Source organism: Thermodesulfobacteriota bacterium (assembly GCA_025062045.1).
GTDB lineage: Bacteria > Desulfobacterota > Syntrophorhabdia > Syntrophorhabdales > JANXAF01 > JANXAF01.
The window spans coordinates 198,838-213,572 of sequence record JANXAF010000003.1 but is presented as its reverse complement, the minus strand read 5'-3'; the positions used below and the strand labels follow the sequence as shown (position 1 = coordinate 213,572).

Annotated in this window: 15 protein-coding genes; 7 read left to right on the top strand and 8 right to left on the bottom strand. The window is 42.4% G+C overall.

The genetic code is table 11. From position 1 onward, the window contains the following. The 6 genes from NZ583_03885 to rlmB all read left to right on the top strand — a co-directional run. On the top strand, positions 1 to 702 hold a 702-nt coding region (locus NZ583_03885), incomplete at its 5' end, for a hypothetical protein (protein MCS7280752.1). Between the two features lie 127 nt (positions 703 to 829). Next, on the top strand, positions 830 to 1,240 hold the full coding sequence (locus NZ583_03880; GenBank protein ID MCS7280751.1) for an archease: 411 nt from the start codon (positions 830 to 832) through the stop codon (positions 1,238 to 1,240). A 10-nt stretch (positions 1,241 to 1,250) separates the two neighbouring features. Beyond that, positions 1,251 to 2,702: an RtcB family protein gene (locus NZ583_03875; protein MCS7280750.1), complete on the top strand. Its 1,452-nt coding sequence runs from the start codon at positions 1,251 to 1,253 to the stop codon at positions 2,700 to 2,702. 25 nt (positions 2,703 to 2,727) lie between these two features. Beyond that, a complete protein-coding gene (locus NZ583_03870) occupies positions 2,728 to 3,255 on the top strand; it encodes a cob(I)yrinic acid a,c-diamide adenosyltransferase (GenBank protein ID MCS7280749.1) in 528 nt (175 codons plus the stop codon). Positions 3,256 to 3,303: 48 nt separating this feature from the next. Next, complete coding sequence (pyrF, locus tag NZ583_03865) at positions 3,304 to 4,029, top strand: orotidine-5'-phosphate decarboxylase (GenBank protein MCS7280748.1); 726 nt, start codon at positions 3,304 to 3,306, stop codon at positions 4,027 to 4,029. Further along, positions 4,010 to 4,741 (top strand): 23S rRNA (guanosine(2251)-2'-O)-methyltransferase RlmB, encoded by a 732-nt coding sequence (rlmB, locus tag NZ583_03860; protein MCS7280747.1) that lies wholly within the window; start codon positions 4,010 to 4,012, stop codon positions 4,739 to 4,741. Before pyrF ends, rlmB begins: the two co-directional genes overlap by 20 nt. On the opposite strand, the gene argJ is transcribed toward rlmB, so the two are convergent. From argJ to NZ583_03830, 6 genes are all read right to left on the bottom strand, one after another. Then, positions 4,727 to 5,944 (bottom strand): bifunctional glutamate N-acetyltransferase/amino-acid acetyltransferase ArgJ, encoded by a 1,218-nt coding sequence (gene argJ / locus NZ583_03855; GenBank protein MCS7280746.1) that lies wholly within the window; start codon positions 5,942 to 5,944, stop codon positions 4,727 to 4,729. The genes rlmB and argJ overlap by 15 nt on opposite strands. Continuing rightward, positions 5,874 to 8,507 carry a preprotein translocase subunit SecA gene (gene secA, locus NZ583_03850; GenBank protein ID MCS7280745.1) on the bottom strand — a complete coding sequence of 878 codons (2,634 nt, stop codon included), beginning with the start codon at positions 8,505 to 8,507 and terminating at the stop codon, positions 5,874 to 5,876. The genes argJ and secA overlap by 71 nt, the downstream gene beginning before the upstream one ends. A gap of 1 nt (position 8,508) precedes the next feature. Next, the gene (locus NZ583_03845; GenBank protein ID MCS7280744.1) at positions 8,509 to 8,979 is read right to left on the bottom strand and encodes an HAD family hydrolase; all 471 of its coding nucleotides are present in this window, start codon (positions 8,977 to 8,979) and stop codon (positions 8,509 to 8,511) included. 115 nt (positions 8,980 to 9,094) lie between these two features. Continuing rightward, positions 9,095 to 9,373, bottom strand: coding sequence for a TM2 domain-containing protein (locus NZ583_03840; protein ID MCS7280743.1), 279 nt, complete (start codon positions 9,371 to 9,373; stop codon positions 9,095 to 9,097). Then, positions 9,374 to 10,216, bottom strand: coding sequence for a DUF72 domain-containing protein (locus tag NZ583_03835; GenBank protein ID MCS7280742.1), 843 nt, complete (start codon positions 10,214 to 10,216; stop codon positions 9,374 to 9,376). A 7-nt stretch (positions 10,217 to 10,223) separates the two neighbouring features. Beyond that, a complete protein-coding gene (locus tag NZ583_03830) occupies positions 10,224 to 11,387 on the bottom strand; it encodes an LL-diaminopimelate aminotransferase (protein ID MCS7280741.1) in 1,164 nt (387 codons plus the stop codon). Between the two features lie 71 nt (positions 11,388 to 11,458). On the opposite strand from NZ583_03830, the gene NZ583_03825 reads away from it, so the two are divergent. Beyond that, on the top strand, positions 11,459 to 12,301 hold the full coding sequence (locus tag NZ583_03825) for a sugar phosphate isomerase/epimerase (protein MCS7280740.1): 843 nt from the start codon (positions 11,459 to 11,461) through the stop codon (positions 12,299 to 12,301). On the opposite strand, the gene NZ583_03820 is transcribed toward NZ583_03825, so the two are convergent. After that, entirely contained in the window at positions 12,293 to 13,036 is a 744-nt protein-coding gene (locus NZ583_03820) for a radical SAM protein (GenBank protein MCS7280739.1), read from the bottom strand. The genes NZ583_03825 and NZ583_03820 overlap by 9 nt on opposite strands. 18 nt (positions 13,037 to 13,054) lie before the next feature. After that, entirely contained in the window at positions 13,055 to 14,365 is a 1,311-nt protein-coding gene (locus NZ583_03815) for a hypothetical protein (protein MCS7280738.1), read from the bottom strand. Positions 14,366 to 14,735: the final 370 nt, after the last annotated feature.

Genomic DNA, 14,735 nt, shown 5'->3' with positions numbered 1-14,735 from the left:
AGGACAGAGGAGAGAGTAGAAAGGCTTGAAAGGATAGTAGAAGAGCTTGCGGAGGCTCAGAAGAGGACAGAGGAGAGGGTAGAAAGGCTTGAAAGGATAGTAGAAGAGCTTGCGGAGGCTCAGAAGAGGACAGAGGAGAGGGTAGAAAGGCTTGAAAGGATAGTAGAAGAGCTTGCGGAGGCTCAGAAGAGGACAGAGGAGAGACTAGGTAGGCTTGAAGCCACAGTCCAGAGACTTGCCGAAGCTCAGGAAAAAACAGAGTTGGAAATAGCAAAACTAGCCTTAGGGTTAAGAGATCTTCGCCGCGACTTAGGCGGTCTGAGCTTAACTATGAGCTACGCCTTTGAAAACGAGGCTTTTAGAGCACTACCTAGGTTTTTAAAGGAGAAGTATGGTATCGAAGTAATAGAAAAATTCATAAGGCAGGAGATCCTCGGAAAGGAAATAAATATTTTGGCAAAGGCGAAAAAAAACGGTACGACAGTCTACGTAGTTGGAGAATCGAAGCTTAGACTCGATGAGAGAAGGGACCAGAGTGTAGATGAGGTCTTAGAGGAGCTAGAAGAAAAGGTTCAGGCGGTTAAAAAGGAGTTTGGCGATGTAGAAGTTATTCGGCTCCTTGTGACACATTACGCAACAAAGGGTTTCTTAAGGGAAGCCTCCAAGAAAGGTGTGATAGTTGTCCAGAGTTTCGAATGGTAAAATTCCAGGCTCTATATTTGTGAAAAGAAATTCCATATTCTAAAACCTTCGGGTCTCGGAAGTCCCCTATCCGCTCTTTACCACCCACCGTTGAAAGGATACGGTCTGTGATATATAATCTCACCGGATGGTCCGTTTCTCGTTATTCGATCACGAAGCTGATATAGGCATTGAGATCTACGGAAGTTCGCAGGAGGAGATCTTCAAAAATGCGGCATACGCGCTATTTTCGATAATGGTGGAAGGTAGTGAGCAAAAAGGGTATGAGGTGACAAAGAGTATAATTCTTGAAAAGAACGGTGAGTTACTAATTTCGTTCTTAAACGAGCTTCTTTATCTATGGGAGACCGAAAGAATCATAATTGGAGACTTGGAAGTAGAATTGGAAGACAATAGGCTTAGAGCGACCCTTTTCTGCAGAAGATTTGATCCCCAAATCCATACTCTAAAAAAAGAGATAAAGGCCGCCACCTATCACAATTTCGAATTGAAAAGGCTCGATGAAGGATACATCGCAAGGGTTATTCTAGACGTCTAGGAGGGGAAAGATGGCAGAGGAGAAAACACGCATAAAAAGGATAGACGCTAATAGAATACTTATTCCAAAGCACGACAAAATGAATGTCGACGGAATAGTGTATGTCGACGAAAAGCTATACGAAGTTCTTACAAAGGACGAGAGTTTAAAACAGGTGGAGAATGTTGCGTGTCTTCCTGGGATTGTTAAAGCCTCTTATGCCATGCCGGATATACACTGGGGATACGGGTTTCCGATCGGAGGCGTTGCGGCATTCACAGTCGAGGAAGGTGTTGTATCTCCAGGGGGTGTGGGATACGACATAAACTGCGGCGTAAGACTTATAAGGTCGAATCTTCTTGCCAGGGAAGTATCCGAAAAGATAAAAGAGATCATAGACAGGCTCTTTATAAACGTACCATCAGGAGTTGGTTCCCACAGAAAGGATTTTAAACTTTCTAAAAGCGATTTGAGAAAAGTAGTGAAGGATGGGGCAAAATGGGCTGTTGAGGAAGGTTATGGAAAGATGGGGGATCTGGAGTGCATAGAGGACTCTGGAAGGATAGAAGGAGCTGATCCGGACTCCGTATCCGAAAAAGCTTACGAGAGGGGAAAGGATCAGCTAGGCACGGTTGGTTCGGGGAACCACTTCGTTGAACTAGGAGTCGTAGAAGAGATATACGACGAGGAGATAGCGAAGGCATTCGGTCTCTTTAAAGGACAGCTAACTGTGCTTATTCATACGGGATCGAGAGGGTTCGGATATCAGATATGCGACGATTACATAAAAGAGATGCTGAAGGCCTCCGAGAGATACGGCATATATCTCCCGGATAGGCAGCTTTGCTGCGCGCCCGTTCGATCTCCTGAAGGAAAAAAGTACCTCGCGGCTATGGCTGCAGCCGCAAATTACGCATTCGCTAATCGACAGATGATAACTCACTGGGTGAGGGAGACCTTCGAGCAAATATTCGGTCAAGGTTATGAAAAACTAGGGCTTGAGGTTGTGTACGATGTCTGTCACAACATCGCAAAGATCGAGACCCACAAGGTCGAAAACACCGAAGTTAAGGTTTGTGTCCACAGAAAAGGGGCAACTAGAGCCTTCGGTCCGAACGAGAAAATACTTCCCGAAAAGTACAGGAAATTCGGCCAGCCTGTAATCATACCGGGCGACATGGGAAGAGCATCTTACGTACTTTGTGGAACAAAAAAGGCGATGGAAGAGACTTTTGGCAGCACATGCCATGGGGCAGGCCGTATAATGAGCAGGAATGAAGCGATAAAGACAGCAAAGGGACGCGAAATAAAAAAGGAACTTGAAAATAAAGGGATATACGTTAGGGCTGCAACAAGGGATACTCTTCTTGAAGAGATCCCGGATGCCTATAAGGATGTATCGAGTGTTGTTAAAGTCGTACACAACGCAGGAATATCGAAGCTAGTGGCTAAGATTCTCCCTCTGGGATGCATTAAAGGCTAATTACTAGGTTTTAAGGGGGGTAAAAATGAAGGGGGGGAAGAAGGGTCTTATCATCGTCTTTACCGGAGATGGTAAAGGCAAAACAACTGCAGCGCTGGGCTGTGCGTTAAGAGCCGCAGGATACGGAATGAAAACACTCATGGTTGAGTTTATAAAGGAGGGGGGAAGATCAGGAGAACAGAAAGTTTGTCCGCATATTCTAAAACACATAGAGATCCACGCATTCGGTTTGGGCTTTGCATTCGTTGGAGATGATATAAGGCCTTATATGGAAATTGTTGAAAAGGGCTGGATCTTTATGGAAGAGGAGCTCAAAAAGGGTAATTACGATCTTTTGATCCTCGACGAACTGAACGTTGTTCTGAATCTAAAGCTTCTACCCTTTGAGAAAGTTCACAATTTTCTCGTTGAAAAAGATGAAAAGCTCCACGTGATAATAACTGGGAAGGACGCACCTAAAGAGTTAATAAAGATGGCTGATATAGTGACAGAGATGAGAGAGGTAAAGAACTTAAGCAAGGCTTATGGCGCCATTTGCGGGCTCGATATATAAGGCTTCATCTCTTTACAGGGCCAAAAAAAAGCAGTAAATCATAGGTGTATGCTTCCAAAAGAACGGATAATACTTGCCCTTGACGTGGAAAGATTCCAGGAAGCCCAAAAACTTGTCCTTTCCTTCAAAGACGAAGTTGGTATGTTCAAGGTGGGAAAACAGCTATTTACCCATTGTGGTCCCAAAATAATAGACTTCATAAAAATGAAAGATGCAAAGGTTTTCCTTGATCTCAAATATCACGATATTCCAAACACTGTCGCAAAAGCCTCCGTGGAAGCAGTAAAACTAGGGGTCGACATGTTGAACTTACACGCTTTGGGCGGCTTAAAGATGATGGAAGAGGCAAAGAACGCTGTTCACAACGCAGCAAAAGAACTGGGGATTAAAAGACCGAAGATTCTCGCTGTGACGGTTCTTACAAGTGTGGATCAAGGTGTTCTGGAAGAGATGGGTCTAAAGATCAAGGTCTCCGAGCTTACACAAAACCTTTCGGTTCTTGCAAAAAAAGCTGGAATGGACGGAGTCGTAGCAGGAGGAGAAGACATCGAGAAAGTTAGGAAACTCTGTGGCGAGGAATTCATAATTGTCACACCGGGCATAAGAATCGACGAAAAAATCGATGATCAAAAAAGGGTTATTACGCCAACCGAAGCCATACTTAGGGGTGCAACTTACATAGTTATTGGAAGAACGATTCTTACAAAGGATGACCCACACGCAGAGCTAAGAAAGATAGCCAAATCTATAGAGAATGCCCTATCTTATCGATAAAGACGATATAAGGCGCATCTTAGAGCAAAGGCCGTCCTCAGCAAGAAGGCTTTACGTGGAGAAGGAGAAGGCTTACTTAGCCAGTAAATTTATCGAACTGGCAAAAATGAAGGGGGTCCAATTTAAACTAGTGCCTGAGGCGGCGATAAAGGCCAAAATAAAGTCTAAGGGAGTCCACTTCTTCCTTGAGGTTGAACCTTGCGAATACTTGGAACCAGAAAAGTTCCTAGAACTTATAAGAAATAGAGAGAGTCCGCTCATATTCGCCTTCGATGGAATCTACGATCCTCAAAATTTCGGAAACATTTTAAGAAGCGCCGGTTCATTCAAGGTGGATGGGATAATCGTACCGAAGGACAGAAGCTGTCCCGTAACAGAGAGGGTGATAGAGATATCAAAAGGTGGGTATAAGCACGTAAAGTTAGTTCGGGTCACCAACCTTCCCCGTTACCTTGAAACCTTAAAGGATTTAGATGTTGCTGTTTTTGGTCTCGACGAAGACGGAGAGACGGCAATCTACGATGTGGATTTGACAAAAAGTTCCTGTCTCGTACTAGGGCGTGAGGACGGCCTAAGATCTCTGACCCGGAAAAAATGCGACAAAATAATAAAAATTCCTACGTCGCGGGACTTTCCTTCACTTAATCTGGCAAGTTGCTTCGCCATCGCTCTTTATGAGGCAAAAAGACAGAGAAGTCTAAGATCTATATGAGGCGTTTATCTTCACATAATCGTATGTGAGGTCGGTGGTGTAGATCTCATAAGACGCTTTTCCAAGGCCGAGATCGATTTCAACTTCAACTTCCTTTGAAGTGAGTTTTCTTTTCAACTCATCCTCGTCAAAAGGGGTTTCCACCCCTCCTTTTGCAACTTCCATTCCTTCAATCTTTATGCTTATCCTTTCGGGTCTTATAGTAATATCCGTATCTCCCACTGCAGCAATTATCCTTCCCCAGTTGGGGTCATTTCCGAAAAACGCGCACTTAACTAGAGTCGATCTTGCGATCCTTCTTGCTATTTCTTGAGCCGCCATTTTGGTTTTCGCACCATTTACCTTAATGTGGATCACTTTCGTTGCCCCTTCCCCATCCCTTACAATGAGTAATGCGAGCTCTCTCATGAGGTCTTTTAAGGTCTCAGTGAATATAGAATAGGCCTTCTCATCGATTTCACCTTCGGGAAAAAATAGCATAACAGTATCATTCGTACTCGTTTCACTGTCCACAGTGATCTTTTCGAAGCTCTCCCTGCAATAAGCGCGAAACGGATTCACAAGTACTTCTCTCTTTCCTGGATAGTCAGTGAAGAGAAAGCAAAGCATCGTCGCTAACTTCGGATTTATCATGCCAGCACCTTTTGCGACTCCCAAGATAGAGTAAGTCTTTTTCCCACTAAAAGTCCTCTTTAGTACCTTTGGATACGTATCCGTTGTCATCATTGCGTAAGCGAAATCTTCAAGCTTTGAAGGATCAGCATTATCGACAAGAAAAGGAATTGAATCTGCGATCTTTTCTATAGGTAATCTCTTACCTATTACTCCCGTTGAGGCGAAAAGAATCTCGTCTTCTTTTAAGGATGTCCTTTCAGATATCATTCTGGCAAGCCTTTTTAGATCTTCTATTCCTTCTTTCCCTGTTGCCGCATTCGCGCAACCACTTGTTACAAAAAGCGCTCTTATTTTTCTTCCTTCGAGCTTTTTCGCGTAGTGAATATGGGAAGCCTTTATTCTATTTCTGGTATAAAGGCCAATAAAGGAGAACGGAATTTCGAATAGGGCAAGCCCCAAGTCAAGACCTTCTCCTTTGATCCCAGCTGAGACAGCTGAAAATTTTATATTTCCTATATCACACACTTCTTCCACAGCACTTCTTATACTTCCTTCCGCTTCCGCAGGGACACGGATCGTTCCTACCAACTTTTCTCTGTTTTGTCGTATATGAAGGAGCTCTGTAGTTCATACCGTTCCTCGAAAGGTAAATCTCGGGTTGTCTGTGCTCTACGATTAACGCCTCTTCCTTCGCCGGCTGAATTGCAAAAAGTTTTCTGACAGTATCGACCTTCGTAAGATAGAGCATCTCCATAAAAAGCTCATAACTTTCTCTCTGGTATTCCCTAAGTGGATCCTTCTGTCCGTAAGCTCTCAACCCTATACCTTCTTTTAGGTGATCCAAAGCAAGAAGATGCTCTTTCCAATGATTATCGAGTGAATTTAAAGCGATAAAGCGTTCCAGAGATGAAAAGTCCTTCTCGTCGAATCTTTTGGTCTTTTCTTCATAGGCTTCTATGAGCTTTCCTTTTATCCAGTTTAAAAAACCATCTCTTGTAGCATCTTTCATGTCGAGACCCACAAAGTCAAAATCCATAAAGAAAGTTTCCTTTAACCTCATTTTGAGTCCCTTAAGATCCCATTCCTCCGGGTAAAGCTTTTCAGGGCAGCACTCATCCACTATTTCCTCGCACACTTCCTCAATCATGCTAAGTATCTCCCTTCTTATTTCTTCATCCGACTGGGAAAGAATGTTACGTCTCATACCGTAGACGGTCTCCCTCTGCTTATTCATCACATTGTCGTACTCTAGAAGGTACTTCCTTATCTCAAAATTGTGGGCCTCAACCCTTGCCTGAGCATTTTCAATTGCCTTAGATATTAGAGGGTGTTCTATCGGTACGTCTTCTTTCATTCCCAATTTTTCTAGTATGGGAGAGATTCTATCTGAACCAAAAAGTCTCATTATCTCGTCTTCTAAAGATACATAAAACCTTGATGACCCAGGGTCTCCCTGTCGACCCGCCCTTCCTCTCAGCTGATTATCTATTCTTCGGGACTCGTGCCTTTCCGTTCCTATGACGTGGAGCCCACCAAGTTTTACAACTTCCTCCTTTTCCTTTTCGCAGATCTTTTTTGCCTCTTCTAGTGCTTTGTAGTACTCATCAGTTCCTTTCTGTCCTTTGCACATTTTCAGTGCTAAAAACTCCGGGTTCCCTCCAAGAAGAATATCGGTCCCCCTTCCCGCCATGTTGGTAGAAATCGTTACCGCTTTAAGCCTGCCGGCCTGAGCTATTATTTCCGCTTCGAGCTCGTGATTTTTGGCGTTCAACACGTTATGGGGAATTCCCCTCTTCTTTAACATCTCCGAGAGTCTCTCAGATTTCTCTATGGATAAAGTTCCGACAAGTACTGGTCTTCCGATCTTATATAACTCCTCGATCTCTTTCACCACAGCTTTGAACTTCTCCTTTTCGGTCCGGTACACGACATCGGGATAATTGGTTCTTATAAGCGGTCTGTTTGTGGGGATAACAACAACATCGAGGTTATATATCTTTTTGAACTCGTATGCCTCCGTGTCGGCTGTTCCTGTCATTCCCGCAAGCTTCTTGTACATTCTGAAATAGTTCTGGAATGTAATGGTCGCAAGTGTCTGATTTTCTCTCTCTATTTTTACGTTTTCTTTTGCTTCAAGCGCCTGGTGTAAACCTTCACTGTAGCGTCTTCCAGGAAGGAGCCTTCCTGTAAATTCATCTACTATGATGACCTTTCCGTCCTTGACTATGTAGTCCACATCTCTATGGAAAAAGTTATGCGCTCTGAGAGCCTGATTTATGTGATGAAGAATCTCAATATACTTCGGGTCATAAAGGTTCTCTATTCCAAGGAGCCTCTCCACCTTTGCGATGCCCTCATCTGTAAGGTAGGCGACCTTTAGCTTTTCATCAGCGACGTAGTCCTTTCCTTTGACTAAGTGATAGACAAGCCTATTTATCTTGTAATACTTGTCCGTAGACTCCTCTGATGGACCCGAAATTATAAGGGGGGTTCTTGCCTCGTCTATGAGGATACTGTCCACCTCGTCCACTATTGCGTAATGTAACTCTCTCTGTACACAGTCATCGAGTGAATATTTCATATTGTCTCTTAGGTAATCGAAACCGAACTCGTTATTGGTACCGTATGTAACATCGCACAGGTAAGCTTTTTTTCTCTCCAGATCCGTTTTTTCATGAGTTATGACTCCTACGGAAAGTCCAAGAAAATTGTAAATCGGGCCCATCCATTCGGCATCCCTCTTTGCCAGATAATCGTTTACCGTTACCACATGAACCCCTTTGCCTTCTAGCGCGTTTAGATACACAGGCAATGTTGCAACGAGGGTTTTACCTTCTCCTGTAGCCATCTCTGCTATCTTTCCCTCGTGTAGCACAACCCCACCTATTATTTGTACGTCAAAGTGCCTCATGTTTAGCGTTCTTCTTGCAACTTCTCTTACAACAGCAAAAGCCACAGGAAGTATTTCGTCGAGCGACTCGCCTTTCTCTATCTTTTCTTTAAAATAAGGCGTGTAGGCTTTAAGCTCAGCATCGGTGTGTTTTCTCATTTTCTCCTCGAGAGAGTTGACCTTTTCTACGATCGGCTGGATACGTTTTAGTTCTCTTTCGTTTTTGGTTCCGATAATCTTCTTTATGAGCTTGCCGATCATTTCATGACTGGAGGGTGGCTATGATTCTTTCTGGATGTAGTACGATGTTAAGGGCTTCAGTAATGTCTTTTACAATTATATCAGCTTCCTTTAAAAGGATCTTCGCACAACCCTCCTCTCCTATCACGCCTATTCCAAGAGCTGCTTCTTTGAGCATAAGGGCATCGTTCGCACCGTTACCAATAGCTAAAACCTTCTCTGGTCCGAGCTCTTTTACTATCTTTGCCTTCTCCTCCGCACTGTTATCCTTTTTTACCTTGAGCACGTTGAATCCCATAACGTCTACGTCACTGTCCACACTATCGTACGTATCTGCCGTAACTATGAAGACCCTGATATACCTGGAGATCTTCTCCAGAAGCTCTTTAACGCCCGCCTTTAGTTTGCCGTCCAAGGCAATGGTTCCGTTGTAATCCACGAGAAGGTACTCGATCTCAATGTCTCCCCACCCCGGAATGGAAACACTTATCATATCTACCTCCGGCTTAAAAGTTGGTAACTATTGTAACATAAATCGCTTTTTTTTAATAAGAAAATCTGTCGATTTTGGTTCGCCAAAAAAATTTCGGGTCTTTCGAATACGACAATTAAAAATCAGAAGAAGTGAGAATCTCCAACGTCTTTTTATCGACTATGAGTTTTCCTTCCGAATCTTTCGGTATTTTGCCGACCATATAAAGGATGCTGTCCACAAGAGACCATAGACCGAATCCACCAAACGTTAAGAGCTTGAGAATACCCATTCCGACTTGACCTCTGTAGAACCTATCCGCTCCCAAAAATCCAAAAAAAGTCGAAAGGAGTATTAGTATACCTTTGTCCTTTGAGGATAGTCTTTGCGAGATTCTGTCCACCGGCAAAAACATTTAGATACCTCCCTCCTCAATTAGCATCTCTTTAAATCTTAGAGCGTTTTTTAGTGCCTTACCCATGTGACAGTTGTTAAAGAAAATGTAGGTCTTCTCCGCGAGAGTCGATATCTTTTTTATCTCCGGAATAAAGGATCTCAACTCTTCATCGGAGTACAAATAGTCGTACCGTTCTGATAACGGAGCGTTAAACCAGTTTTTATTTCTTCCGTGGAATCGCACGTAAGCTAAAGAAGATGTCACTTCGAATACAGGCGGCAAAAGCTTAGGAAGCTGAGGTTCATCCACAATACAAAATCCGATCCCGGATCTTTTTAAAAAGTCGAATGTCTCTTTTTTTAACCAACTTATGTGCCTGAACTCGCAAACAATGGGAGAAAATGAGAGTTTTTCACTAACAAAAAGTATATAATCCTTGTTTTTGCTCGTATTGTAGAAAAAAACCGGAAATTGCAAGAGTATAGCCCCCAGTTTTTTAGCGCAAACGAGTGGTTTTAAGGCCTCAGAAAACGAGTTAGAGTTTTTTTCTATCTCATCAGCTTTCGGTTTTACTTCCAGCCTGGGATCAAAAGGATCGTGGGTTATAGTTTTTGGGGCTTTCACCGTAAATTCGAAAAGATCTGGCGTTTTCTCTTCCATTGCCTTTATGGTTTTGGCAGAAGGGATCGCGTAATAGGTGGAATTTATTTCTACGGTCTCGAAGTTAAGCTTGTAGGCGTAAAAGTAAAGCATATCCTTATTCTTGATGTTAGGTGGGTAAACATTTCCCTTCCAGTCTGGAAAAGAAAATCCTGAAGTCCCTATGAGGATCCTTGCTTTCGATTTTTTCTCACAAGACATCTTTCGGCTATGAAAAAAGCTTCTTTAATCTTTCTAAACCTTCTTTTATCCGTTCTTCACTAGTCGTCAAAGAGATCCTAAAATAACCTTCCCCTTCTTCCCCAAATCCGCTTCCCGGTGTTACAACGATTCCTGCCTTCTCTATCAAGTATTCACAGAAGCTCTCGGAGTTAAAACCTGAAGGAACCCGAACCCATAGATAAAAAGTTGCAAAAGGCTTACGAAAAGAAAAGCCTATCGATTCAAGGCCGCTTGTAAGGATATCCCTCCTCTTTTTATAAATCTGCCTTATCTCCTCGACACAACTTTGATCTCCAAGCAGAGCCTCCCTCGCCGCAAGTTGAATTGCTTGAAAGACACCGGAATCTATATTTGCTTTAAGCCTGCCAAGAGCAGAGATAACATCCTTTCTTCCAACCACAAATCCGATTCTCCATCCCGTCATGCAGTATGTCTTGGAAAGGGAATGAAATTCTACGGAGATCTCTTTTTTTCGGTCGTACTCTAAGATGCTTTTTGGCTTTTGATCGTCAAAGTAGATCTCCGAGTAGGCGGCATCGTGACAGACGATTATCCCGTACTTTTTTGCAAAGGCGATCAGTTCTTCATAGAATCTGTCGTTTGCGTGAGCGCCAGTTGGATTATTTGGATAGTTTATGAACATAAGCTTGGCTTTTTCTGCCACAGAGGCAGGGATTTTTTCTATCTCCGGTAAATAATCGTTCTCCTCGTAAAGAGGCATAATGTAAGGTATGCCTCCTGCAAGGAGGGTCATTATCTTATAGACAGGGTATGCCGGAGAAGGGACGAGAGAGAGATCACCGTTATCGAGAAAAACGAAAGGAATATGGGAGATACCGTCCTTTGAACCTAAAAGTGTAAGAATCTCTTTTTCTGGATCCAGATCGACCCCAAACCTTTTTTTGTACCATTCACTTATAGCCTCCCTGAACTCTATCATTCCTTCATAGCTTGGATAACGGTGATTTTTCGGATCAGAAACAGCCTCTTTCATCTTTTCGACAATATGAGCAGGGGTTGGGATATCTGGATCTCCAATACTTAGGTCTATCAAATCAATACCTTTCCTTTTTGCCTCCTCTTTTTTCTTATCGATTTTCGCAAAAAGGTAAGTGGGGATCCTTTGCATCCTCTGCGCCATCTTTAGCATGACTTCTCTCCTTTTTTTGAGATAGATTATTAATGCTTTTTTTCCTGCCTGTAAAGAAGAATTCTCTCCACTTGGCACTTGCAAAACCCCATCCTTTTCTGCCATTATTTAGTGTGAAAGTAGGTTTCTCAACCTATTTCATAACCCCAAAAAACGTGCTTTTCCTCATAGAACGAGCTCTACAAAAAGGCATACGCTTTTTCGAAATCGCCTTTGAGATCCCCCAAAGGCTGAATATAGATTCTGGGTTTTTGAAAGAAATCAAAAATTTGCAAAAGGAAGGGGCTTCCTTTTCGCTCCACGGACCATGGATAGAGTGCAATTTGGGTAGCATATTTGAAGAAATACGGAATTTCGCAAAGAGTAGAATTTTTGAATCCATAAAGATAGCACATGAATGGGGATTGAATCCTCTAATACTCCATCCGGGCTATAACTTTTTCAAAGATGAAGAGATTAAAGAGTTGTCTTATCAGTTTTTCCTCAATGAGCTCAGAGAGATCGAATCTTTCGCCAAAGAGAAAAATATAGAGGTCCTCATAGAGAACGTACCATTTACTTTCTCATTTTTTAACGGCATGGAAGACTCGAAGGTCATATTGAAAACAGTACCCGTAAGGATCTGTTACGATGTCGGCCATTCCTTTATCTCGAAAGTGCAAAAAGGAATTCCATCACCAGAAGATGCTATCATCCGTGAGATACTTGAGAATAAGGATCATATAGCCCAAATCCATCTTCACGGTAACGAAGGAAGAACTGACAGTCATTTACTCTACGAGTCTCGTCTTGATCTCAGAAGAATACTTAAAGAGCTTGAAAGAAACACGTTCTTGGGAAGGATAGTAGTAGAGAGCGAGGACATAGAAACATACGGAGTCGAATATTTCACCAACTGGCTTGATTCAAAATAGGATCTCACAACGGACCCCCTCTTTATCGAGCGAGCTTTTTATCGCTGATCCACATCTTAAAAAGAAACTCTCGTCTTTTGCCCACTCAATTCCGTTTTTTTTATATACCCAGTCCGCGTAGTGGTAATTCACCTTATCCACAACTACCGAACGTACTTTGTCCTTTATGTGAGGTACGAGACCTTCCGCGCCCAAAAGTAAAGGCGCGATCATAACATGTGTTTTTATTCCGTGCGAGTGTAAAACAAAGAGGGCCTCTAACCGTTCAGAAATGGGAGGAGCGTTGGGCTCAAACATCTCTCTCACCCTGTCATCTGATGTTGTTATCGTTAAAAAAACGTGGACGTTCTCGTATGATTTGAGGATGTCGATATCGTCTAGAATAAGGGGTGACTTTGTCTGGATATAGACCTCAAAACCACCCAAAAGGAGAGTCTCAATGCAACGTCTTGTGAGTCTTAAGGTTTTCTCTATTGGCTGATACGGATCGGAAATACCGCTTACCCACACTTGCCCTTTTTTCTTTCTCTTTACTTCTTCTTTTAAAATCTCCGGAGCGTCCTTCTTAACAAAAACGAAATCTCCCCATCTTTCTTTTATGCCGAGAAACCTTTTTACAAATCTCGCGTAACAGTAATGGCAGGCATGGGCACACCCGATGTAAGGGTTGACAGTGTATTCATAGATTTTTGATTTGGTTAGCACAGTTTTTGTTCTAATTTCTTTAATCTCCATTATCCAAAACCCCAAAATTCAGTCCCTTTTCCATTCCCACCACTCTATTATGTTCGTTTGTCTTCCAAACACAAAAGAATGCCTCTCCTCTATTTTCCTTAACCACTCACCAAGGGCACATCCGTGATGGATAATCAAAGGCGTGCTATGGTGCGGAAGTATGTCCTTTGTAAGATCATAGGCACCTATTGCTGATTGGATCTCGGCTCTAGTTATTTCAGAATCCCAGGGTGTGGGATGGATAAATCCATGGTTTGCCCCCTCCTGCCTTGCGTAAAAAAAAACATCCGGATAATTTTTTTTGAGCTCTCTCATTATGCGGATTGCGGCTAAGTTTTCTGAAGCAGTGATACCTTTGTTTAGGTTTTTTAGTATCCTATCGCTAAACGATTCAAAACCAACGGATGATAAAAGAAGTTTTACTTTGAGTCTCCCCATCTCAAAAAGGCTTCTTTCTAGGAGTTTACAATTTTTAAGGATGTCATCCGCTCTGAGAACCAAATTTATCTGCATAAGTCTAATCTTTTGAGATTGAACGTAGGCTAAAAGCTTAGGAAGGAAAGAAAGGGGATACTCATCTATCAGTTCAAAAGGTATCTTTTTTCCTTCTATCTCTGGCAGATTCTCTATCTGCTCAAAAACTTTTTCGTCCTTCAGAGTTCCCTTATAACCTTTATCCCACGCTACATCGCAAAAAGAACACCCGCTCGTTTCAATTTCAATCTCTCCTATATCGGGTATAAAATTCGGAGGATCGACTCTTATGCTTTTAGTTTTTAGTGCATAAGGACAACCGATACTCCGCAAAACCTGGGCTTCTTTTACGTGGACCTTTTTTAATCCTTCGTCAAAAGAGTAAAAGTTATGCCAATCAACGGTAACTCCTACAGAGATTTCCCATTCCTTTAAGACAAGCCCTTCCTTTTTACAAAGCGTAGCGATATCCATTCCATCTACGGGACCTGAGTAAACGAGATTAAAGATCTCCAAAAGGCCCTTTATTCTATGTGAGTATCTTTCGACGTTCGGTTCACCTTTTGCATCCTTTTGAGCCTGGGGTCCTCCAAGAACGAGGCGGTAATTAAGCGTCTTTAAAACCCTTGCCAGTTCAAAAATATCTGGCCTTCCACAGTGATAGGAAAAGAGAATTATCTTTTCCCTATTTCTATAATGCTCCTCAAGATACCTGAGAAATTTCTGAAAATTAAAGCCCCTTTTGAGACCTATAACAATCACAGGGTAGGATAGAAGCTTCGACAAGTAGGTTGCAACCCTCTGTGGTCCCAAAAGGCCGCAAGGTTCTCCGCTATAGTGGGTTATAAGGAGCATAAAAAAGGATAACACAGAGTTCCCACTAAAAGAAGTGAAAGGAAAAAATTTCTAAAAAAATTCTGAGCCTCGCCGAATGTAAAACATCTTGTAGAGACTCGTAGCTTTTTTGATCAAAAACGGATCAACGTTTAGTCCAGTTTCCCTCAAAAACTCGTTTTGTCTCATTTTTCAGTTATCGATTTCGAACCTCTCATACCAATTTTAAGGGCTCATCCATACATAATAGGCTTCTTTCAACTCGCTTGGCAACTTGTGTGAAGCTTTAAAAAGACCTCAAAGACTCAAAGGGGTAGATTTAGAACTTAACAGAAATTTTACAGGAACTTAATCTTTTCCAAACATTCACATGGGAAATATTAACCAAAAA